Annotated in this window: 18 protein-coding genes; 7 read left to right on the top strand and 11 right to left on the bottom strand. The window is 71.9% G+C overall.

Annotated features, from left to right (window positions below; translation table 11 throughout):
• Positions 1–92 precede the first annotated feature (92 nt).
• From ACRAS8_RS30570 to ACRAS8_RS30560, 3 genes are all read right to left on the bottom strand, one after another.
• Complete coding sequence (locus ACRAS8_RS30570; protein WP_438489210.1) at positions 93–1,286, bottom strand: class I SAM-dependent methyltransferase; 1,194 nt, start codon at positions 1,284–1,286, stop codon at positions 93–95.
• A 150-nt stretch (positions 1,287–1,436) separates the two neighbouring features.
• Positions 1,437–2,411, bottom strand: a complete 975-nt coding sequence (locus tag ACRAS8_RS30565; protein ID WP_438489209.1) for a methionyl-tRNA formyltransferase — start codon at positions 2,409–2,411, stop codon at positions 1,437–1,439.
• Positions 2,408–3,283 carry a ThiF family adenylyltransferase gene (locus tag ACRAS8_RS30560; protein ID WP_438489208.1) on the bottom strand — a complete coding sequence of 292 codons (876 nt, stop codon included), beginning with the start codon at positions 3,281–3,283 and terminating at the stop codon, positions 2,408–2,410. Before ACRAS8_RS30560 ends, ACRAS8_RS30565 begins: the two co-directional genes overlap by 4 nt.
• Positions 3,284–3,588: 305 nt before the next feature.
• On the opposite strand from ACRAS8_RS30560, the gene ACRAS8_RS30555 reads away from it, so the two are divergent.
• Positions 3,589–4,311, top strand: coding sequence for an ArsR/SmtB family transcription factor (locus ACRAS8_RS30555; protein WP_438489207.1), 723 nt, complete (start codon positions 3,589–3,591; stop codon positions 4,309–4,311).
• Positions 4,312–4,431: 120 nt separating this feature from the next.
• On the opposite strand, the gene ACRAS8_RS30550 is transcribed toward ACRAS8_RS30555, so the two are convergent.
• The 5 genes from ACRAS8_RS30550 to ACRAS8_RS30530 all read right to left on the bottom strand — a co-directional run bounded on the left by ACRAS8_RS30550 (position 4,432) and on the right by ACRAS8_RS30530 (position 9,889).
• The gene (locus ACRAS8_RS30550; protein WP_438489206.1) at positions 4,432–5,412 is read right to left on the bottom strand and encodes an aldo/keto reductase; all 981 of its coding nucleotides are present in this window, start codon (positions 5,410–5,412) and stop codon (positions 4,432–4,434) included.
• A 123-nt stretch (positions 5,413–5,535) separates the two neighbouring features.
• Positions 5,536–6,093, bottom strand: coding sequence for a RidA family protein (locus tag ACRAS8_RS30545; RefSeq protein WP_438489205.1), 558 nt, complete (start codon positions 6,091–6,093; stop codon positions 5,536–5,538).
• A 42-nt stretch (positions 6,094–6,135) separates the two neighbouring features.
• Positions 6,136–7,758 (bottom strand): long-chain-fatty-acid--CoA ligase, encoded by a 1,623-nt coding sequence (locus ACRAS8_RS30540; RefSeq protein ID WP_438489204.1) that lies wholly within the window; start codon positions 7,756–7,758, stop codon positions 6,136–6,138.
• Positions 7,759–7,976: 218 nt separating this feature from the next.
• Complete coding sequence (locus ACRAS8_RS30535) at positions 7,977–9,284, bottom strand: erythromycin esterase family protein (RefSeq protein ID WP_438489203.1); 1,308 nt, start codon at positions 9,282–9,284, stop codon at positions 7,977–7,979.
• 137 nt (positions 9,285–9,421) lie between these two features.
• Positions 9,422–9,889 carry an MmyB family transcriptional regulator gene (locus ACRAS8_RS30530; RefSeq protein WP_438489202.1) on the bottom strand — a complete coding sequence of 156 codons (468 nt, stop codon included), beginning with the start codon at positions 9,887–9,889 and terminating at the stop codon, positions 9,422–9,424.
• A 361-nt stretch (positions 9,890–10,250) separates the two neighbouring features.
• Between ACRAS8_RS30530 and ACRAS8_RS30525 the strand changes: the two genes are divergently transcribed.
• Positions 10,251–12,509: a prolyl oligopeptidase family serine peptidase gene (locus tag ACRAS8_RS30525; RefSeq protein ID WP_438489201.1), complete on the top strand. Its 2,259-nt coding sequence runs from the start codon at positions 10,251–10,253 to the stop codon at positions 12,507–12,509.
• A 26-nt stretch (positions 12,510–12,535) separates the two neighbouring features.
• Here ACRAS8_RS30525 and ACRAS8_RS30520 read toward each other — a convergent pair whose 3' ends face one another.
• Entirely contained in the window at positions 12,536–13,180 is a 645-nt protein-coding gene (locus ACRAS8_RS30520) for a cysteine hydrolase (RefSeq protein ID WP_438489200.1), read from the bottom strand.
• A 250-nt stretch (positions 13,181–13,430) separates the two neighbouring features.
• On the opposite strand from ACRAS8_RS30520, the gene ACRAS8_RS30515 reads away from it, so the two are divergent.
• The 4 genes from ACRAS8_RS30515 to ACRAS8_RS30500 all read left to right on the top strand — a co-directional run bounded on the left by ACRAS8_RS30515 (position 13,431) and on the right by ACRAS8_RS30500 (position 17,802).
• On the top strand, positions 13,431–13,862 hold the full coding sequence (locus tag ACRAS8_RS30515) for a pyridoxamine 5'-phosphate oxidase family protein (protein WP_438490643.1): 432 nt from the start codon (positions 13,431–13,433) through the stop codon (positions 13,860–13,862).
• 202 nt (positions 13,863–14,064) lie between these two features.
• On the top strand, positions 14,065–15,576 hold the full coding sequence (locus ACRAS8_RS30510) for an acyl-CoA synthetase (protein ID WP_438489199.1): 1,512 nt from the start codon (positions 14,065–14,067) through the stop codon (positions 15,574–15,576).
• A gap of 58 nt (positions 15,577–15,634) precedes the next feature.
• Positions 15,635–16,990, top strand: a complete 1,356-nt coding sequence (locus ACRAS8_RS30505; RefSeq protein ID WP_438490642.1) for a carboxyl transferase domain-containing protein — start codon at positions 15,635–15,637, stop codon at positions 16,988–16,990.
• Positions 16,991–17,460: 470 nt separating this feature from the next.
• The gene (locus ACRAS8_RS30500) at positions 17,461–17,802 is read left to right on the top strand and encodes a hypothetical protein (protein ID WP_438489198.1); all 342 of its coding nucleotides are present in this window, start codon (positions 17,461–17,463) and stop codon (positions 17,800–17,802) included.
• A gap of 520 nt (positions 17,803–18,322) precedes the next feature.
• Here ACRAS8_RS30500 and ACRAS8_RS30495 read toward each other — a convergent pair.
• Positions 18,323–18,706: a hypothetical protein gene (locus ACRAS8_RS30495; protein WP_438489197.1), complete on the bottom strand. Its 384-nt coding sequence runs from the start codon at positions 18,704–18,706 to the stop codon at positions 18,323–18,325.
• Between the two features lie 327 nt (positions 18,707–19,033).
• On the opposite strand from ACRAS8_RS30495, the gene ACRAS8_RS30490 reads away from it, so the two are divergent.
• Positions 19,034–21,433 carry an ATP-binding protein gene (locus ACRAS8_RS30490; RefSeq protein ID WP_438489196.1) on the top strand — a complete coding sequence of 800 codons (2,400 nt, stop codon included), beginning with the start codon at positions 19,034–19,036 and terminating at the stop codon, positions 21,431–21,433.
• Positions 21,434–21,454: 21 nt separating this feature from the next.
• On the opposite strand, the gene ACRAS8_RS30485 is transcribed toward ACRAS8_RS30490, so the two are convergent.
• The gene (locus ACRAS8_RS30485) at positions 21,455–22,393 is read right to left on the bottom strand and encodes a LysR family transcriptional regulator (RefSeq protein WP_438489195.1); all 939 of its coding nucleotides are present in this window, start codon (positions 22,391–22,393) and stop codon (positions 21,455–21,457) included.
• Between the last annotated feature and the right edge of the window lie 6 nt (positions 22,394–22,399).

Below are 22,399 nucleotides of genomic sequence, written 5' to 3'. Positions count from 1 at the left end.
TTGCCGGGGAGTTTGTCCCCGGCCGAACTGTCGTCGGGCGCGGCGGGGCGCCATCGCGCCCGACGACGCCGCGGGTTGCGGACGGTGCGCGGTCAGGCGGTGCGCGGGTGCCGGCCGGCGTGGCCGACGAGGAGCAGCCGGTGCATCGGGGCCTCCAGTACCGCCACCCGCTCCAGCCCGGCCTCGGCCAGCCACTGGTCGTACTCGCTCAGCGCGTAGGCGTCGCCGCCTCCGGTGGCCAGCATGGAGGCGGCGAACAGCAGGGCGAAGCGGTCCTGCGCGGTGGTGGGCCGTGCCTCGTCGACGACGATCTGGTCGGCGATGCAGATCAGGCCGTCGGGGGCGAGGACATCGGCGGCGCTGCGCATGAGCTTCTGGACGGAGTCGGCGGTCTGGAGGTGGAAGATGTTGGCGAACAGGATCAGGTCGACGATCTCGCCCCAGCCGTCCTGCCAGAAGTCCCGGACGGTGCCGGTGAAGCGCTCGGCGACGCCGAGCCGTTCGGCCTGCCGGTCGGCGAGGCGGATGATGCGCGGGGCGTCGATGCCCTCGGCCGTCCAGGACGGGAAGCGTTGGAGCAGCAGCTGGCTGTAGAGGCCGGTGCCGCAGCCGACGTCGAGGACGGCGGCGGTGCGGTGCCGCTGCCACCCGGATTCGGCGAGGTGGGACGCCAGTACGTCGACGATCGGGGGCGCCCAGAAGTTGATGCCGGAGGTCAGGTCCTCGTAGTCGGCCTCGGAGATCTGGTTGGTGCGGTCGTTGCCGGACCGGTCGCGGGTGCCGTGCCGGACGGCGTCGCCGAGGTTGCGCCAGGCGGCCCAGGCCACGTGCCGGTCGTGGGCCATCTTGCCCACCAGGCTGAAGGTCCCGCCGGGGAGGAGGGCGTGCCGGAAGTCCTCGGGCAGGGTGTAGCGGACCTCGCCGCCGGCGGCGGAGCGCTCCAGCACGCCGTAGGCGAAGAGGCCGTCGAGCAGGACGCGGGTGGCGCGCCGGTCGGTGTCCAGGTCGTCGGCGAGCTGCTCGGCTGTGCCCGGGCGCTCCGCGAGCCAGGCGAAGACGCCGAGGTCATGGGCGGTTTCGATGAGGGCGGGCGCCCAGAGACCGATGAGGTGTTCGTAGAGTTGGTGGGCCGCGCGGATGGTTTTCCGTTCGCCGGTGGTGGCGGACAGGTAGGTGTAGTCCACCAGGCTCCGGACGCTGTTGTCGCGGCGGGCCAGGGCCCCGGTGGCGCGGGGGTGGTCGTGGGTGGCGGTGGCGGTGGCGGTGCTGACGGATTGCTCGATCATGAGGGGAGTTCCTCTCGTGGCCGGACGGCCGGAAGGGTTTCCGGGCGCGGCCGGCGGGATGGTGGGTGGCCCGGGCACGGTCGCGGGTGGGGGGAACGGCCGCCGGACCGCAGCGTCGGCTGCGGTCCGACGGCCGTGTGACGGCGGCCGTCAGGCGTGGGCGCGGGCCCGGAAGCGGGTGTCGAACCGCGTGGTGCCGTCGGCGACGTGCGCGGGCCGCTCCTGGCCGTGGACGTCGAGGGACCACAGGCGCAGCCAGCCGTCCGCGGTCGCCGCGTAGAGGGCGCCGGACTCGGTGCGCAGCGTCCCGGGCACGTCGGGAGCGGGGAACGCCTGTCCCGCGTCCTCCGCCGTCAGGACGGTGAGTTGGTCGCCCCGGTCGGTGTGCACATAGGCACCGGGGCTGCGGTATCCGGCGCGGACCGTGCGCAGGACGGTGTCGGTCGGCCCGCCGAAGTCCAGCCAGTAGTCGCGGTCGCCCGGCTTGCCGAAGTAGCTGCGCCGGGTGGGGTCCTGGGGTGTGGTGGGGTACTCGCGGGCGATGAGCCGCGGGAGGAGCTGCCGCAGCAGCGCCACGTTGGCGATCGTGTGCGACTCCCGGACCTCCAGGGCCGTCTCGTCGCCGGCCAGCCGGATCCGTTTCTGCATGACGACCGGTCCGCCGTCGATCTCCGGCGTCATCTCGATCGCGGTCACCCCGCTGTCGCGTTCGCCTTCCTTGACCGTCCAGAAGAACGGTGCCCAGCCGGCGTAGCGCGGCAGCGGGCTGGGGTGGAAGTTGATCGAGGTGACGGCCGGGACGGCCAGCAGGTCGGGCTTGAGGATCTGCTGGTAGTTGCCGGTCAGGAAGTAGTCCGGGCGCAGTGCGGCCAGTTCGCGGATCAGCCCGGGGTCGTTGACCTTCGCCGGGCGGAAGAGCGGAACGCCGCGCTCGCCGGCCTGCTTTTCGAGGTCGACCTGGTCCTCTTCCCCGATGAAGTAGGGGCACAGCTTTCCCGGCGGGCTGGTGACCACGCCGACCAGGCGGACCAGCGGGTGCTCCGCGAGAATCGACAGGAAGGGCGCGCCCAGCTTCGAGTTGACTTCGGAGAAGAGCACGACCCGGATCGGGGGTGGCTCGCTCACTCGGTCCACCACTTTCCGGGGACCATCTTGGCGGTCCAGGTCAGGGAATCGAAGATGGCGTAGCCGGGCTGGACGGGGAGCGGTTCGAGGCCGGGGATTTCCAGGATCTCCAGGGCGAGTCGCTCGGTGAGGATTCCTTCGGCCATCGGCGGGCAGGCCCCGAAGATGGGCATGCGCTGCATGTCGACGAACCAGTGGTCGATCATCTCGCGGCTCGGGTACGACGGCATGACCGCGATGGCGCGCTCGACGAGTTTGTGGATGACGTCGGGGGTGAACTCGGCGTCCTCGGGGATGTCGTACACCTCCTCGATGGTCATCGAGTCCTTGGTGTACTTGTAGACGATGACGGTGTGTCCCACCGTCGGTATCTTGAGCATGAATTTGCAGCGGTCGGACTTGCGGAACGCCCGGTGCAGAGCGTAGCGATTCTTGATCTGGTAGAACTCCATCTGGTCCATGACGTAGTCGCAGCCGTCCATGAATTCTTCGGCCGACTCCGGGGTGATGCCTTCCGGGAACACGTCGATGTTGACGTCCCGGGTGAGGTCGTAGGCCAGTTCCGCGACGACCTCGGCCTTGTTGCGGCCGAGGTGCTCGACGTCCGCGCCGATCTGCCGCTGCACGTTGGAGAGTTCGAAGAGGTCGGGGTCGGCGAGCTTGAGGTTCCGCACGCCCATGCGGACCAGTCGGAGCGCCACCGCGCCGCCGATTCCGCCGGTGCCGACGATTCCGATGACGGAGTCGCGGAGCTTCTCCTGGCGGGCCCGCTGTTCTTCCGGGGTGTCGCCGAGCCAGCCGAGATTGCGGTCGACGCGCTCCCAGTAGAATTTGTCGTCGTAGGTGCCGCGGTGGGTAATCCTGTCAGCCATTGCGTGGACCCTCTCGTGAATGAGCGGACAACTTGGCGTACCAGGCGCGACAAGGGGGTTCAGCGTGATCATTTCCCCCGTACCGCCCGTTCGAAAAACTACCTGAGGAACAGTTCGGAGGCCGCCTAAGTGTGGGTAGCGAGCGCAGCTCCGCGACAACGAGTCGGAAGATCTCATTCCGACACGAGACCGAATCCTCGATTCCGCCCGAATTCTTGGATAATGAAGTGCAGTTCTGGTCTGCCTGGCCGGAAACGGCCGCTCGAAGCTCTTCTTCCGGCCGCCCCCAGATTATGGTGATCGACATGCCACGTACACCGGAGATCGGGCCGGATATCGCCACCGTCGCGCAGCTGTTGGGGGACCGGACACGTGCATTGATGGTCAGCGAGTTGGCGACCGGCGAGCCGCTGTCGGCCAGTTCACTGGCGGCGCTGGTCAGCGTTTCCCGGCCCACCGCGAGCGAGCACCTGGCCAAGCTGGTCGAGGGCGGGGTGCTCCATGTCGAGCGGGTGGGACGGCACGCCTACTACCGGCTCGCGAGCGAGGACGTCGCAGTGGCGCTCAGAGCCCTGGCCTCGGTCGCCCCGGGCCTGTCCCGGCCGGCCGCGGCGCCGACCCACGGCCCGGGCGTCCTCAGCACGGCGCGGACCTGCTACGACCACCTCGGCGGCCGGCTGGGGGTGGCGCTCACCGACGTACTGCAGGAACGCGGCCTGATCCGCCGGCACGCCCAGGAGTGGGAGGTGGCGGCCGACGCCTGGGACGCGTGGCGTCCGCTGGGCATCACCTGTGCGCCGTTGAAGGGCTCCCGGCGGCCGATCGTGCGCGGCTGCGCGGACTGGAGCGGCCCGCGCCACCACATCGCCGGGGGGCTGGCCGCCGCGGTGACCGAGCGGCTCTTCAGCCTGGGGTGGCTGACCCGGGTGTCCGCGGACGACCGGGTCGTCACCGCGACGGCGGCCGGGCTGGTGGGCTTGCGCCGGACCTTCGGACTGTCGCTGAGCGACTTCGGGCCCGACCGGTGAACACCGCGCCACCGGCCGGGCCCGAGGCCGCCAGGGCGCTGCCCACGCACCACACGGCGGCGCCCGGGAGGCAACTCCGGCCTCCCGGGCGCCGCTTCGCCCGCCGCGCGCTCCGCGCCGTCAGGCGTCGATCGTCCGCATGATCCCTTCCGGATACCGCTCGCCCGCGATCGCCTCGCCGGGCATCAGCTCGTCGAGCGTACGGACCTGTTCCCCGGTCAGCTCGACCTCGGCGGCCGCCGCGTTCTCCTCGACGTAGCGCACCCGCTTGGTGCCGGGGATGGGGACGATGTGCTCGTCCTTGGCCAGCAGCCAGGCCAGCGCGATCTGGCCGGGAGTCGCCCCCGCCTCCTCGGCGAACTCCTGGATGCGCTCCACCAGGGCGAGGTTGTGGGCGAGGTTCTCGCCCTGGAAGCGGGGGTCGGTGTGCCGGTAGTCGTCGGCGGAGAGCGCCGCCAGGTCGCGGACCGTGCCGGTGAGCATGCCGCGGCCCAGCGGTGAGAAGGCGGCCACCCCGATGCCCAGTTCCCGGCACGCGGGCAGCACATCGGGCTCGGCGTGCCGGGCGAACAGCGAGTACTCGCTCTCCAGGGCCGCCAGCGGGTGGGTCGCATGGGCCCGCCGAAGGGTTTCCTCGCTGACCTCGGACAGGCCGATGTGGCGCACCTTGCCCTCGGTCACCAGCTCCGCCATCCCGCCGATGATCTCCTCGATCGGCATCGAACGGTCCCTGCGGTGCAGGTAGTAGAGGTCGATCACGTCGACCCCGAGCCGGCGCAGCGACGCCTCGCACGCCTGCTTGGCGTACGCCGGGCTGGAGTCGAGGACGAAGCTGCGGTCCTCGGACCAGCCCTTGATGCCGAACTTGGTGGCGATCACCACCTCGTCCCGGCGTCCGGCGATCGCCTCGCCGATCAACTCCTCGTTGTGGCCCCGCCCGTACATGTCCGAGCTGTCCAGGAATGTCATACCGAGGTCGAGGGACCGCCGGAGCGCGGCGATCGACTCACCGCGGTCGGCGGGGCCGTAGTTCTGCGACATGCCCATGCAGCCGAGGCCGAGGGCGGAGACCTCCAGTCCCCCCAGCTTGCGCGTCTTCATCGTGGTGCCCTCCCGTATGGTGCCCGGACAAGGCCGTGAAGGCCGCTGTGCGGACAGAGTTCCGATGGCCTGGGAAACGGGGCACGGCCCGCGCCCGGTGCGCTGCCGGCCGGCGCCCGGTGCTCACTCGGGGTGCAGTTCGAGTTCCGCCGCGATCTCGACCGGTACGTCCCACGGCAGCCCGACCATGCCGACCGCCACGCGGGCGTGGTAGCCGATCTCCTCGCCGAACACGTCGAGCAGGAGCTGCGAGGCGGGGTTGAAGACGGCGGGGAAGTCGATGAAACCGGGCACGGAGTTGGCCATGCAGTGCAGCCGGCACCAGCCCTTCACCCGGCCCAGGTCCTCCACCTCCTGCTGGATGCTCGCGAGCATGCCGAGGATCGTGCGCACCGCGGCGTCCTGCGCGGAGGGGAGACCGACGGTGTCGCCGATCTTGCCGTACGGCCCGGAGAGCTCCCCGTCCTCGGTGATCGGCACATGGCCCGAGACGAAGGCCCGGGAGCCGACGACCCGGACGAGCTTCGCCGGGATCCGCAGGTTCGGGCTGGTCGGGATGCGCCACGGCGCCGGCAGCGCCAGCCCCTGCCGGGCCAGCCGGTCGGCCACCTCACGGCTCGATACGCGGTCGGGTGCCGTCACCGTCTGCGTCGGTGCGCCGGTCGTCACGCTGTGCCCCACGATCTCCTCCTCCATGCCAACGGTCGCGGACGACGGCGGTCGTCAGGCCCGGCCCGCGCCGTACCGTGCCCGCAGGGTCTTCTTGTCGGTCTTGCCGATGCTGGTCCTGGGCAGTTCGGCCACCGGCTCGACGGTGTCCGGCACCCAGGTCGGGGCGAGGCGGCCGGCCAGGAACTCCCGCAGCTGCTCCCCCGTCACCGATCCGTCGTCCTCGGGGCGCAACACCACGCAGGCCAGGGGGCGTTCGCCGGTCCTGGCATCGGGGACGGCGACGACGGCGGCCTCGGCGACCGCCGGGTGGCCGAGGAGTTCCTCCTCCACCCTGAGCGACGAGATCCACTCGCCGTCCGACTTCACCAGGTCCTTCATCCGGTCGACGATCCGGACATAGCCGAGGGCGTCGATGACGGCGACGTCGCCGGTGCGCAGCCAGCCGTCCATGAACTTGTCGGGCCGGGCGCCTTCCTGGGCGTACGCGCGGGCCACCCAGGGGCCGCGGACCTGCAACTCCCCCATCGTCCGCCCGTCCCAGGGCTGTTCCGTCCCCGTGTCGTCGGCGATCCGCATCTCCACCAGGGGCAGCGGGCGGCCCTGGGAGGTGGCGTAGTACCCAAGGGTCTCCTCGGACGGGTCGTCGCCGACGTCGGCGGGCAGCTTGCTGAAGCTGCCGTGCCCGCTGGTCTCGGTCATGCCGAAGACCTGGACGATCGGGAAGCCGACCTCCTCCTCGAACGCCCGGGAGATCGGGCGGGCCACCGGCGAGCCGCCGCACACCATGCGGCGCACCGAGGACAGGTCGGGGCGCTCGGCGCGCCAGTGGGCCAGCAGCCCGGGCAGCGCGGCGCCGAACCCGACGGCCACGGTGGGGCGTTCCTTCTCCACCAGCTCGCAGACGCCGGCCGGGCTCAGGTCGCGGCCGGGCAGCACCAGCGCGGTGCCGTGCAGGGCGGCGGCGAACGGCAGCCCGACCTGACTGAGCGCCAGCGGCACCAGGGCCAGCAGGGTCTCGGACGAGCCGAGGCCCTCCGCGTCGGCGAGGCCGGTGCAGAAGCTCTGCAGGACGGTGCTGCGGTGGGTGTAGACGACGCCCTTGGGAAGTCCGGTGGTGCCGGTGGTGTAGCTGGTGTGGGCCGGGGCGTCCTCCGCCACGGCCGGCCAGGTCGCCATGGGCTCGGCGGCGGCCAGCAGCGTCTCGTAGTCCAGCGCGTCCCCGTCGTGGGTGGTGTCGTCGGTGTCGGGCAGGAGGACGACGCGCCGGGCGCGGCTCAGGTGCGGCTCGACGCGGCGCCAGTCGGCGAGCAGGCTGCGGTCGCAGAGGACGATCGCGTCGTCGGCGTGGTCCACGATGTAGGCCACCTGCTCGGCGGCGAGGTTGATGTTGACGGTGTGCAGCACGGCGCCCATCGACGGCACGGCGAGATACGCCTCCAGGTGCCGGTGGGTGCTGCCGGCGAAGGTCGCCACCCGGTCACCCGGTCGGATGCCGAGCTGATCCAACGCCCCCGCCAACCGCCGTGCCCGGTGCACCACTTCGCCCCAGGTCGAGCGGTGCAGGGCCGTTCCGACCCGGCTGACCACCGGCCGGCCGGCATACAGCTTCTCGGCCCGCGGGGTGATCAACGCCGGGATCGTGAGAGGGAACTCCGACACTGCGTGCTGCTGCATCCGACTGCTTTCCTTCCTCCGGTATTCCGCAGACCGGCCGGCGCCTTACGTCGGCGCCTGACACCGGTGCACCGGCCGGGAGAGGCCCCTCTGCGCTGCGGGCCGACTGGTGAGGGCACCGGCACGGCGTCGTACCGGCTGCCCTGATCCAGTATTCGGAATTTCCGTTTGGCCGGGGCCGAAGTGTCCTCGCGGGCGTCCGGGAAGCGTGGTGCGGCCTATGACAGCCACTCCACCGGGGTCGCCCGACGGAAGTGGACGAGCACGTCGAAGGCGTCGGCGAGGGAGGCCACCGCGAGGTGTTCCTGGGCATCCCGGGACGGGTCGTAGACGCCGCTGATGACGCGGAGCTTCGCCGGTCCGTCCCAGCGGCGGCGGACGTCGGCCCGGCGCAGATCCAGCCAGTGGGCGGGCAGGTCCACCGTGCCGAGCCGGGCGTCCAGGAAGTCGCCGGCCGGCTCGGGGACGGCGACGACGCCGAGGTCCCCGTGGTGGAAGCCGACGGCCACGGAGGCGTAGCCCGCGCCGTGGCGCTCGCGCAGCAGGCTGCCGACGCTGGGCTGCGGGCCGCGCTCGGGGGCCAGGCCCAGGGTGCCGCCGGTGGCCGAGGTGTGCGCGATGCCGTCCCAGTAGACGACGCGCAGCCCGGTCCGGCGCTGCTGGTCGCCGAGGACGTCGGCCCACACCGCGGCCTCGCCCGCGTAGCTGCCGCGCCCGGCGACGCTGTGCTCGTGGAACTCCACGATCCGGCGCATCCGGGCCAGGACGCCCTCATCCTGCCCGGCGCCGGGCAGGGAACGGAGCAGCGCCAGCGCGTCCCGGGCGTGCTCGGCGAACGGACGGCCCGGGTGGGTGCCCCGGGCACGCTGCACATGCTCGTCGACGCGATGGGCGGTGCGGATCGGCGCCAGGTGGGCCTCCACCTCCGCCAGCCGGTCCGGGGCCATGACGCCGACGTGCGCCAGCACCGCGTCGTAGTCCTCCGCGCGCGCCCGCGCCGGCTGGACGCCGAAGATGCGGACGGGGTCGTGCGGATGGTCCTGGTTGAAGCCCCGGATCCACTCCAGGGCGGCGGCCGTCCCAAGGGTGCGCATCGGGCGCCAGGCGCCGTCCAGTGCGGCGGCGGCCGTGCCCTCGCCGGTGGCCACGTACCGGTCGAGGCGGGCGGCGGCGTCGACGCTGTCCTGAACGGCCAGGGCCCGGAAGCCGTGGTACCGGACCAGCCGGCGGAAGAGCTGGTCCTGCACGTCGAAGGTCTCCCGGGCGAAACGGGTGGACGCACCGATGCCGACGATCGTGGTCCCGTCCGCGAGCCTCGCGGCCAGTTCACCGAGCGCGGCGTCGGACAGCGGTACGGCACCGGATGACGGCGCGCGGTCGGACAGCGGTGCGGCATGCGACAAGGGTGCAGGGTCGGACAGCGATGCGGGGGCCGACGATGGTGCGGGGTCGCGGAGTTCGGGCGCCTCTGCGGACGCGGCGGAGGAGAAGGCGCGGGAGCGGGAAAATGCGATGTCATCAATCATGACACCCAACCTGGTACCTCAAGTTGACTTGAGGTCAAGCCGGCGCCTGACTGACCGCGTCCATCGAGCACCATGACCGCCCCGCTGCACGCGGCGATTTCACGCCTCTCGCCATACCGTTCAGCCGGCCGGACCGTTCAGCAGTCCGCCGTCCGTTCCTCGGCCCGCTCCCGGAGTCCCCGCAGGGCACGGCCCGTACCCGTGCCCGGGGCCGTCGTGTACACCATGACGCGCTGATCGGAATCCGGAACGGCGAGCACCTCGCAGCTGAGTTCCAGGACACCCGCGACGGGGTGGTCCACGGTCTTGGTGACGGTTCGGTTGACACCGACCTCATGGCGCGCCCAGAGGCCGGCGAATTCCGCGCTCTCCCGGGAGAGTTCCGCGACGAGCTGCCGGACGCCGCGATCGTCCGGGTAGCGGCCGGATCCCCTGAGATCAGCGACGAAGCGGCGGGCCAGCTGTGCCCGGTCGTGCGGGGCGAGCGCGCGGGGCCGCCCGGTGAACAGCCAGCGCAGGGTGTTGCGCCGCCTGCCGTCCCGTTGCGCCGCTGCCGCGCCGTCCTCCGCCCTTCTGTTGCGTTCCGCTGCGGCCGCCCCTGCCATCCGGGTATGATCCGTTGAATCTCAGTTGGCTCTGAGTCGACTCTGATCGACCGTCGCCTGTCCGATCGCCACAGGCCGCCGTCGTCCCCGCGCAGACGCCCGGCAGGACGGCAACACGCCGAGGACCGCCTCCCACACCCGGCCCCGGCAACGGCTTGCGACACCCGGTTCAACCACCGGTACCGCGCGACGAATTCCCGGCTCTGCGACCGGACCGCACGCGTACCCGTATACCCGTATCTATCCAGCCACTTGGTGACGCCTGCACTGTGGCGTGCGCAAACTCTGCACGCCACACAACCCGTTACGGGCATGCATGCGCGCCTGCCCTTCGCGTCACCGCTCCTTGGAGGACACCACCGTGAAACACCAACACCAGTCAGACGACACCGACACCGCCGCCTTCCCCGAACAGTTCGCCCGCACCCGGCGCTTCTCCCTCGGTGTGCCCAGGCAGTTCACCGTCTCCCCTGATGGGCGGCGGGTGCTGTTCGTGCGTACCGGGTCGGGCAGCGATCCCGTCGGACGGCTGTGGCAGTACGAGGCAGGTGAGGAGCGGCTGTTGGCCGACCCGGCGCTCCTGGTGGGCGGGGGTGCCGAGGACGCTCCCGAGGAGGAGCGGTTGCGACGCGAGCGGGCGCGGGAGCGCTCCGTGGGGGTGGTGGAGTATGCGACCGATGCCGCGGTGCGAGTGGTGGCGTTCGCGCTGTCCGGTGCGCTGTGGGTGGTGCGTACGGACGGCGGTGCGCCGTTCTCCGTGCCGGCGGCCGGTGCGGTGGTCGATCCACGGCCGTCGCCGGACGGGCGGTGTGTCGCGTATGTGAGCGGTCGTTCGCTGCACGTCGTCGGGCTGGACGGTGACGACCGGCTGCTGGCGGGGGCGGAGGGGCCGGAGGTCTCCTACGGGCTCGCCGAGTACGTCGCCGCCGAGTCGATGGGTCGGTCGCGCGGCTACTGGTGGGCGCCGGACAGCCACCGTCTCCTGGTGGCGCGGGTCGACACCTCCCCGGTGGCGCGGCGCTACCTCAGCGACCCGGCGGCCCCGTCCCGCCCGCCCCAGGTGATCCGCTATCCGTCGGCGGGCACCGCCAACGCGGAGGTGACGCTCCATCTGCTCACTCTGGACGGCGGCCGCACCGAGGTCTCCTGGGACCGGGCTGCCTACGAGTACGTGGTCGATGCGGGCTGGGACGCGCACGGCCCGTTTGTGGCGGTGCAGAGCCGGGACCAGCGGGTGGTGCGGACGCTCGCGGTCGATCCGGGGACCGGTGCCACAGAGGCGCGGCACGAGCGGACCGATCCCGCGTGGGTGGAGCTGGTGCCCGGCACCCCGTCCCGTACTGCCTCCGGCGCCCTGGTGCTCCCGGAGGACGCGGACGGTACCCGCCGGCTGACGGTGGGCGGGCGGCGGGTCACGCCGGACGGGCTGCAACTGGCCGCCGTACTGGGCGTCGAGGGCGAGCGGGTGCTGTTCACGGCGAGCGACGATCCGGTGGAGACCCATGTGTGGTGCCACGAGCCGGGCACCGGCTGCCGTCGGCTGAGCCGGGATCCCGGCGTCTGGACGGGCACCGGACGCGGTGGCACGACCGTCCTGGCGGGCATGACGCCACACGGGCACCAGGTGCACGTCCTACGGGACGACGACGCACCGGCCGCCCCGGGACTCGTCCCGGAACCCGCCTCGGCACCCGCTCAGCGGCCCGCACACGACTCCGCACGCAGCGCCGCCCACGACTCCGCAAGCGGCTCCGCCCACGGCTCTCCCCACCTGCCCGCACGGCGGCATCCGGAGGCCATCGCCTCGCTCGCCGAGGAACCGGTGATCGTGCCGCGACCGATCCACCTCTCCCTCGGGAAGCGGGAGTTGCGGGCGGCCCTGTACTTCCCGTCGTGGCACCGGCCGGGCACGGGGAGCCTGCCGGTCCTGCTCGACCCGTACGGGGGCCCGGGCATGCAACTCGCCATACGGGCGCGAAGCTGGACCGGCTGCGTGTCCCAGTGGTTCGCCGAGCAGGGCTTCGCGGTTCTGGTGGTGGACGGGCGGGGCACCCCGGGGCGGGGTCCCGTCTGGGAGAAGGCCGTGCACGGCGACCAGTTGGGGCCCGCGCTGGAGGACCAGGTGGACGCGGTGCGCGCCGCCGGGGAGCGCTTCCCCGATCTGGACCTCGGGCGAGTGGGGATCCGTGGCTGGTCGTTCGGCGGGTTCCTGGCCGCGGCGGCCGTCCTGCACCGTCCGGATGTCTTCCACGCTGCGGTCGCCGGTGCGCCGCCCACCGACCAGCGGATGTACGACACGCACTGGAAGGAGCGGTTCCTGGGCCACCCGGATGAGCAACCGGAGAACTACGCGCGCTCCTCTCTTGCCGGCCACGGCCATCTGCTGCGCCGCCCGCTGATGCTCATCCACGGGCTGGCGGACGACAACGTCGCCGCCGCGCACACCCTGCGCTTCTCCGCGGAGTTGCTGGCGGCGGGCCGGCCGCACACGGTGCTGCCGCTGCCCGGCGCCACACACATGCCGGCCGACGACGCCGTCAACGCCAACCTCCTGCGCGTCCAACGCGACTTCCTCAAGGAGGCCCTGCCCGCCCCAGGAGGTGCCACCGCAGCGAGGTAGCGCATCCCTGGCGCCCGTGCCCCGGGTCAGTGAGCATGCCGCGGGCGCCGCCAGCAGGTGAGGACGGCCTCGGTGGTCGTCACCGTGGCCACCAGCGCCAGGGTGTTGCGGATCATTGCGGGGGTGTAGTCGGCGGGCACCCCCGCGATGGCGTCCGCGGGGACCACCACCGTGTAGCCGAGGTTGACCGCGTCGAACACGGTATTCGGGATCGCCACGTTCGCCGAGACACCGGTGACGACGAGGGTGCGGCAGCCGAAGTTGCGCAGCAGCGGGTCCACGTCGGTGCCGGCGAGCGGTGAGAGCCCGTGCAGCCGGCGCACCACCAGGTCGTCCTCCGACACCGGTATGGGGTCGGCGACGCGCACCGCGGTGGACCCGATGACCTGCTGCACCGGTAGCCGCTCGGCAGCCCGGAAGAGGCGGGCGTTGCGGTTGGCGCCGCGGCCGTCGGGACGGCGTTCGGCGATCGCGTGCAGCACCTGGACGCCGGTGTCGTGAGCGACGGCCACCAGGCGTGCGATCCGCATCAACGCCCCGGAGGTGCGGGCCACTTCGGCCAGTTCGGGCAGCGCGCCATCGGGGCCGATCACGCCGCGCTGGCATTCGACGGTGAGCAGCACCGTCGTGTCCGGGTCCAGCTGCTCGACGAGCCGGGCGTCCGTGGACATCGGCGTTCCTCTCTGCGGACGTCGCGCCGATGCCCGCGGATACGGGGCGGGGCGCCGGGGCGGCGAACCGAAAGGCGCGAGGGTACCGACCATTGCGTCCGCCAGGAAGAGCCCCGATGATTCCCGATATCTGACACTGCATCAGATTGGTGAGGGGCGGCAAAAGATGACCGATGCACCCGAGACACCCCGCACGGAGGGCTCCTCCAGGAAGCCCGCGCCGACGCCCCAGCGCCACGGCCGCCGCATCATGATGACCCCGCAGGAGCTGGACGCCTTCCTGACGACACAGCGAACCTGCCGGGTCGCCACGGTCGGCGGGGACGGCACTCCGCACGTGGGCGCGCTGTGGTTCGCCTGGGACGGGACGGCACTCTGGCTGTACTCGATCATCCGCAGCAAGCGCTGGACGCAGCTGCGCCAGGACCCGCGGCTCTCGGTGCTCGTCGACGACGGACACTCCTACGCGGAGCTGCGCGGCGCCGAACTGACCGGCCGCGCGGAGTTCGTCGGCGAGGCGCCGCGCATCGGAGAAAGCTGCCCGGAACTGGCCGCTCCGGAAAAGCTGTTCGCGGAGAAGTACTTCGGGCTCGCGGAAATGCCGCACGACGGCCGGCACGCCTGGCTGCGCCTGACGCCGGAAGCGGTGGTGTCCTGGGACTTCCGCAAGCTCCCGGGCTGAGTGCCGCCGCTCGCACACCGGCCGCGGACACACTGCCCGCCGTCGCGCCAACCGAGTTATCCACAGGCCGGCAACACGTCGATCACAAAGCCTGCGGTCTCTGCGAGAGTGGTCTTCGTCAGCCCGTTCCGCGCGGCGGCGCGTGCGGGATCGGGACGCCCGGCCGACCCGGCCGGCGGCCGACAAGACCGAAGGAGACCCGGTGAACGTGCTCTTCCCCGCCCTGCGCGACGGCTCGCCCGCCCCCGCGCTGCGCTTCGGCGACCGCGCGCTCGACTATCGCCAACTGGCCGCGGTGGTCGGCCCGCTGGCCGAACGGATCGGCGGAGCGGCCCCGGGCGGCGGCGCGGCCCGCATCGCGGTCTGGGCGACCCCGACACTGGAGACGTCCGTGGCGGTCGTCGCCGCGCTGCTCGCCGGGGTGGCCGCGGTGCCGGTGAACCCGAAGATCGGCGAGCGCGAGCTGGCGCACATCCTGGCGGACAGCGCCCCCGCTCTCGTCCTGACCGAGCCGGACGCCACCCTGCCCGGCCCGCTCGCCGCGCTCCCCCGCCTCGACGTGGAGATCCCCGCCGAGCCTTCGGAGGACATCACACCCCACCCGCTCCCCCTGGAGCCGGGCGAGGAGTCCCCGGCCCTGATCGTCTACACCTCCGGTACGACCGGCGCGCCCAAGGGCGTCGTCCTCCCCCGGCGCGCCCTCGCCCACACCCTCGACGCGCTGGCGGACGCCTGGCAGTGGACGGCCGACGACGTCCTGGTGCACGCTCTGCCGCTGTTCCACGTCCACGGTCTGATCCTGGGCGTGCTCGGTCCGCTGCGCCGCGGCGGCAGCGTGCACCACCTGGGCCGCTTCAGCACCGACGGGGTCGCCCGGGAGCTGTCCGCGGACGGCACGATGCTCTTCGGCGTCCCGACGATGTACCACCGCCTCGCCCTCGAAGCCGGCGAGAATCCGGCCCTCGCCAAGGCACTGGGCCGCGCCCGGCTGCTGGTCTCCGGCTCCGCCGCACTGCCCCTCACGGATCACGAACGCCTCCTGGCGGCCACCGGCCGCCGGGTGATCGAGCGGTACGGCATGACCGAGACGCTGATGAACACCAGCGTGCGCGCGGACGGCCCGGACGCCACCGGCACGGTCGGCGTGCCCCTCCCCGGGGTCTACGTCCGCCTCGTCGACGACGCGGGGCAGGCCCTGGAGGCGAGCGACGGCGAAACGGTCGGCGAGATCCAGGTGCGCGGCCCCAACCTCTTCACCGAGTACCTCAACCGCCCCGACGCCACCGCCGCGGCCTTCGACGGCGGCTGGTTCCGCACCGGCGACATGGCCGTGCGGGACCCCGCCGGGAACTACCGCATCGTCGGCCGGAGGGCCACCGACCTCATCAAGAGCGGCGGCTACAAGATCGGCGCCGGCGAGATCGAGAACGCCCTCCTGGCGCACCCCGGCGTTGCCGAGGCCGCCGTCACCGGCGAGCCCGACGAGGACCTGGGCGAGCGGATCGTCGCCTGGATCGTGCCCGTGACCGGCCCCGACGCCGCACCGCCGCCCTCCGCCCAGGAGCTGGCCGACCATGTCGCCCGCCAGCTGGCCCCCCACAAGCGCCCCCGCATCGTGCACTTCCTCGAAGCCCTCCCCCGCAACGACATGGGCAAGATCCTCAAGCGCGACCTCCGGGCCCCGGCACCCCCGGCAGGAGCCGGCCATGCATGAGCAGCCACCGCACCCCACGACGCCACTGCCCAGCCTCCGCCTGACGGCACGTCAAGCCATGGCGGCCGTCACCGACTCCTTCACCGAACTCCCCCACCCCGCTCCTGCCGGCCCGTCCACCGCCGCCGCTTCCTCTCCTCCCGACGGCCCACTCGGCTGGCGCGGCTACGACGCCTCCCGAGAACGCGCCCGCGCCCGCACCGGCGAGGAGGAGTCGGTGCTCACCGCCCTCGCCACGATCGGCGGCACCGAGGCCGTGGTGCTCTCCTTCGAGTTCGGCTTCCTCGGCGGTTCCCTCGGGGAACGCACCGGCGACCGGCTGGAGGCCGCCTACACCGAGGCCCGCGAGCGGCGCCTGCCACTGGTGTCGCTGATCGCCACCGGCGGCAGCCGCATGCAGGAAGGGATGCGGGCACTCGCCCAACTCCAGCGGGTGGTCCGGCAGTCGGCGCTGAACCGCGCCGCGGGACTCCCGCAGATCGCGGTACTCCGCGATCCGACCACCGGCGGCGGCTGGGCCACGCTGGGCGCCGGAGCCGATGTGATCCTCGCCCTCCCCAGGGCCCAGATCGGCTTCGCCGGCTCGCGGGTACGCCCTGCGGACGCCGACCCCCACGCCTACTCCGCCGAGGGACAGTTCGCGGCCGGCCAGGTCGACGCCGTCGTCCCCGCCGACACACTCCGCGCCACCCTCCAACGCTGGCTCCGTCTCCTCGGCAGAGCCCAAGGCCCACCGGCCGAACCACCCAGCCCGGCCCCGGTCCCGTGCGCACTGGGTACCACAGAGCTGCCGGAGACCGGCTGGGACGCGGTGATCCGGGCCCGCGATGCCCAACGCCCCCGCGCCGAGGCGTATCTACGGTCATACTTCGACGACTGGGAGGAGATCAGCGGCGACCGGTGCGGCGGACGCGATCCCGGTATGCGCTGTGGTTTCGGCCACCGCGACGGCCGCACGATCGCCTTCGCCGCCCAGTGCGGCACGGCCACCCGCCCCGCCGGATTCCGCACCGCGAACCGCCTGATACGCCTCGCGGACCGCCTCGGCATCCCGGTCCTCACCCTCGTGGACACCCCGGGCGCCGCCAACGACGCGGACGCCGAACGCGCGGGCGCCGGTGCGGCCATCGCCGACACCTTCACCGCGCTCGCCACCGCCCACGTCCCGGTCAGCTCGCTCCTCATCGGCGAAGGCGGCTCGGGCGGCGCCCTGGCCCTGTCGGCACCGAACCGCCTGTGGGCCACCCCCGACAGCTACTTCTCCGTCATCGCCCCCGAACTCGCCGCCGCCATCCTCAAACGCACCCCCGCGGAAGCCCAACACACCGCCGACGAACTCCACATCCGCCCCCAGGACTTGCTCGACCTGGGCATCATCCAGGCCATCACCACCCCAGGGCCCAGGGTGGGCTAGGAGGCGGAGATGGCGGCACCTTGGAGGGGGATGGCGGCAGTCGGGGGCACAGGGAGGAGGTGAGGGGGTTCTTGTAGTTTCCCGTAGTTACCCGGTGCGGCAAACCCGGCCGGAAATGGTCACCGAGGCGGGGCGAACACCGGGTCACCGTCAGCGGGACATTGCCCGGCAACCTCATCCAGGCCGGGTGACGCTGTCACGGCCAGATGGCGTCCGGCCGGGCGGGCGCGTATCGCGCGGACTGACGGCGCCCGCGCACAACGTGCCCCTGGTGATGTGCACACGGGCACATCTGAGATCCTTGCCTTGCACCGCTTATGTTGCGGATAGAGGGAGTTTGGATGCGTTGGCGCGCTGTGGGTCTGATATGTGCTTGTGTAGCGGCTACCTCGGTCGTCAGTACTGGCTGCGCCCGCTACTTCCCTTGCGGCGACGAGGGCGATCGTCCTGCCGGGCTCAGCCGGCAGGACGTGATCGGCACCTACCGCGCCGACCCGTTCGGGACCGTGACACTCAAGGAGGACGGGACGTTCAGCGCAACCGACTGGCCTGAGTTCAACTATCCGAAGAAACCGAAGCACGGAGGCCATGGCTCTGGCACCTGGAAGCTGAGACCGGCAGCGAAGAACAGCTTGATGAGCGATGACGACGTCAACCTGTCCTTCACCGACAAGCAGTTCTTGGACGGGGACTTCCAAGACCAGCGGAGTTCGTTCTCGTTCGGCGTCACAGGCAGCCGCGTCAAGCCCAGGATGTACCGCTTCGTCACCGACCCGGACATCTGCGAACTCCACACGCTACGGCGCGAGTAGCAGCTTCCGCCTGACACCTCCCCGTCGCACGTTGCCATCTCTGGCTGGACAGGATTCGTCCGGGTGACTCAGTCGGCGGATGTGCGCCTGACCGGAGGATCCGAGATTTTCGGTCGGCGGTGTCCAGCGTCTGGTGACGCCGTACGTCCAAGAGGTCCCAGTAGTACGGCGAGCCCTGGTCCACGGCGTCACAGTCGCGCAGCACAGCGCCTTACAGGCCGGAGGCCGCCCGTTGCCGGACTTCTGGATCAAGGCGCTTCACCAGGAGCCGCCCGCGTCCACACACGACGCTGACCAACATGGCTGTTCTGACGCGAACAGGGCTACTACGGCTACGCGTACAGGGCTATGGGGTCGTGCGTTCTGTCCGTTGTCTACTTCGAGAACTCATCCTGGAATACCCTCATGACCACGACGACCGGGCGGCCCGAGCCGGGTGGCGGTGACCAAGCCTGACGCGAAGGAGCCCCGCAGCTCCGGGACCGGAACTGCGGGGCTCCACCCGGGCCTCGCTTGTTTGCTACGGGTGCAGCTCGACCCAGTCGACGACCGTGTTGCCCGGTACCTGGGTGTAGTCGTCGCACGGGTCGGCCTGGTGCTGAAGCTTGGAGCGGTGCGGCTCTCCGGGGTTGGGCGCCCAGGCGTAGACCGCCCAGCCGGAGTAGACGCAGACCTTGCTGACTCCCGTGATGGGGCCGATTCCGTAGCTGCCTGCGTCGTTGTAGCAGTAGCTGTTGTCGGGGGTGTAGACGGCAAAGGCGCAGGCCGACGCGGTTGCGGGCGCCTTGGTGACACGGACCCCGTCGTCAGCCGAGGCCGAGGCCGCGGTGGAGGTCATCCCCAGGAATCCGAGGCTCGCGGCGAGGACGGATGCGGTGGCGACGATTCTTCGTGTATACACCATGCTCCTTCGGATACGGGCCGTCGGCGGCGTCCCCTCCGACGGCGGATCGGCAGGTGAGGAAGACGCGTCGGCCGCGTGCTGACCTCGCGGCGCTCCAACAAACCTTCCCCCGTTGCGGGTTGACCGCAGTGCGGCACTCCGCGTGCCCCCTGGATGGGGGCACGCATGATGCTGCCGCCCGTCCCGCGCCGCCGACAGGACGTCCAGCGGACGTTTAGCGGACGTTCTCCCGCGTTTGCCACAGTGCCGCATCGGAAGTGAAGCCGGGTGGCCCGGGCCGTGCGGTCCGGAGCCGTCGAGTCCGGGCCCGCGGGGCGAGGAGAGGACATGCCGGAACGGTTCGACACAGTGCTGCGCGCCTGCAGGCGGCGGGCTGGGCTGACCCAGGAGGAACTGGCGGAGCGGGCGGGGCTGTCGGCCCGGACCATCCGCGCACTGGAGTCCGGGCAGGGACGGGTGCCCCGCATGGCCTCGGTGCGGGAGGTCGCAAAGGCACTCCGATTGGGGGCGGACGACCAGCGGCGCCTGCTCGCCACAGCCGCGGCCGACGAGCCGGCGGAGGCGGCAGGGGCGCCGAGGGCGGCGGAGTCCCGTCCCCTTGGGCGCCGGCGGTATCTGCCGTATGACATACCGGACTTCACCGGCCGCACCACCGAGGTGGCCCGGCTCACGGAGCTGGTCGGCGACGGCTCCGCGAGCGCGGTGGTGGTCTCGGCGATCGACGGCATGGCGGGCGTCGGCAAGACCACGCTGGCGGTGCACGCCGCCCATCTCATGGCCGGAACGTTCCCGGACGGCCAGTTCTACTGCGACCTCCATGGCTTCACCCCGGGGTACGACCCGGTGGGCCCGGCGTCGGCGCTGGAGGCGCTGCTGCGCATGGCCGGTGTCGACGGTGCACGCATTCCGCACACCCTGGAGGAGCGGTCGGCTCTGTGGCGTACCACCCTGTCGGACTGGCGGGCGCTGGTGGTGCTGGACAACGCCGCCGACGCGGCGCAGGTGCGTCCGCTGCTGCCCGGCTCCGCCTCGTGCGCGGTGTTGGTGACCTCCCGGCGACGGCTCCTGGCACTGGAGGGTGCCGTCCCGCTCGCGCTCGATGTGCTACCCGCAGCGGAGGCGTGCGCACTGGTGGCCCGGATCGCGGGCCACGACCGGGTCGCCGACGCGCCCGAGGCCGTCGCCGAGATCGCCGAGCTGTGCGGCTACCTGCCGCTGGCCATCCGCATGGCAGCGGCCCGCCTCGCCCACCGGCCCGCGTGGACGGCGGAAGACCTCACCGCCGAGCTCCGCGCGGGCCGCCGCCGATCCGGCCCCGGCGGCAACGAGCAGGCGGTCAGCGCGGCCTTCGCCCTCTCCTATGCGCGCCTGAGCCCCGGCCACCAGCGGCTGTTCCGGCTGCTCGGCCTGCACCCCGGCACCGATCTCGACGCGTACGCGGCCGCGGCCCTGGCGGGTACGGACGTGGCGACGGCACGGCAGTGGCTGGAGGAACTCGTCGACGTGCACCTGCTGGAGCAGTACGCACCCCACCGCTATCAACTGCACGACCTGCTCCGCCGGCACACCCAGGAGGTCCTGCACGAAACCGAGCCCCCCGCACAGCGGGAAGAGGCGGAACGCCGGCTCCTCGACCACTATCTGCACACCGTTCTGCACGCCCGCCCCGTGGTGGCGCCGGGACAGCGGCTGCTCCCCTTCGAGGTCGCCTGCCCACCCACCGACACCCCGGACGTGAGCGACCGAGCCTCGGCCCTGGCCTGGTACGAGGCCGAGCACACCAACCTCGTCACGATGATCACGCACGCCGCGGCGCGGGGCAGGAACGACCACGTCTGGCAGTACACCCACGTCCTCCAGCACTTCTTCGACATCCGGGGGCGCACCCTGGACTGGGTCCACACCCATGAACTCGCCCTGACCGTCACCGGGGACCTCGACCACCGCCTGGCCCACGCCGAGATACTGACCAGCCTCGCCGTCGCCTGCTGGCACGCCGGGCGCTACGAGGACGCCTTCAACCGGGGACTGGAGGCACTGGCCCTGTGCCGGGAGATCGGCGACACCTGGGGCGAGGCGGTCATCCTCACCAACTTCGGTATCGCCCAGGGCCAGTTGGGGCAGAGCAAGGAGGCCATAGACCTCCATCAGCAGGCCCTGGACCTCTACAGCGGCATCGACGCCCCCTGGGGCGAGGCCCTGAGCCTGACCAGCCTGGGCGCGGTCTACGCCCGGCTCGGGCGAGCCGCGGAGGCCCTCGACCACCACCGGCGGGCGCTTGACCGCTACCGGGAAATCGGCGACCCGTGGGGCGAGGCCCTCACCCTCACGAACACAGGCACCAGTTACCGGCAACTGGGACAGTTCGGCGAGGCCGTCGAGCACCACACACGGGCGCTCTCCCTCAGCCGCCGGATGGGCGACCGGCGCGCCGAGAGCGAGGTCCTCAACGACCTCGGTGCCACCTACCATGCGGCCGGCCGCCGCGACGCCGCCCGCCGCCGACACCAGCTGGCGCTGGACATCGCCCGCGCCATCGACAGCAGCCCGCAGATCGCCCGCGCCCACCAGGGCATCGCCTACACCCTGGTCCCCGACGACCCCGACGCCGCCCGCCACCACGCCGAACAGGCACTCGCGACCCACGGCGAGCTGAGCGCCCCCGAAACCGCCGAACTCACCGCGTTCCTCGACACTCTCGGCCAGAGCCCGTCGCCCGGGCACTGACAGCCGAATTGCTCGCACCCCCTACGCTCCCACCCCACCCGTCGTCGCCCCCATCCCGGCCTCAACCCGCTCGCCGGCCTCCCGAAGCGCCGCAACGGCCGCCCGGATCGAGGGCCGGCGATCGGCGTCCGCGCGCCAGATGGCGTAGACATGGCGCCGCATCGGATGACATACGGGCACCACGCTCACCCCCTCCGGCACCGGCCCGCGCCCCAGCCGCGGCGCCACCGCGACCCCCAACCCGGCCGCGATCAGGGCAAGCTGGGTGTGGTGCTCCTCGGCCAGGTGCGCGACCCGGGGCTCGATGCCCTTGCTGCGCAGGGTGAACATCAGCCAGTCATGGCAGAACCCCGCCTGCGGCCAGGAGATCCACTCGTCATCCGTGAACTCCTCCAACTCCACGTACCGCCGCCCGGCCAACGGATGAGCCGACGGCATCGCCACATCGGACGGGTCGTCGAGCAGCGGCGCCTTCGCCAGACCCTCGGGCAGCGACAACGGCCGGTTGTACCAGTCGAGTACGACGGCCAGATCGACGTCACCGCGCACCACTCCGCGCACCGAGTCGTCCGGCTCCATCTCCCACAGCCGCGGCCGGAGTTGCGGATGTTCGGCGCGCAACGCGGCGAGCGCGGACGGGAAGAGGCCACGCGCCGCGGTGGGGAAGGCGCTCATCCGCAGCTCACCCACGGGCCGGCCGCGATGCGCTTCCAGCTCGGCCTGCGCGAGCTCCACCTGGGACAGGATCCTCGCCGCATGATCGGCAAGCAGTCGCCCGGCGTCGGTCAGCCGGATCCCCCGCCCGTTCTTCGCCAGCAGCTGCTGCCCGGTCTCGCGCTCCAGCTTGGCGATCTGCTGCGAGACCGCCGAGGTCGTCACATGCAGCCCCTCGGCGGCCGCACTGACCGAGCCGTGCCGGGCGATGGCGGACAGCGTGCGGAGTCGATCAAGGTTCAACATGTAAGT

The sequence above is a fragment of the Streptomyces sp. S186 genome, from assembly GCF_051603415.1.
GTDB lineage: Bacteria > Actinomycetota > Actinomycetes > Streptomycetales > Streptomycetaceae > Streptomyces.
The sequence above is the reverse complement of the archived record's forward strand: the minus strand, read 5'-3'. Positions and strand labels throughout refer to the sequence as shown.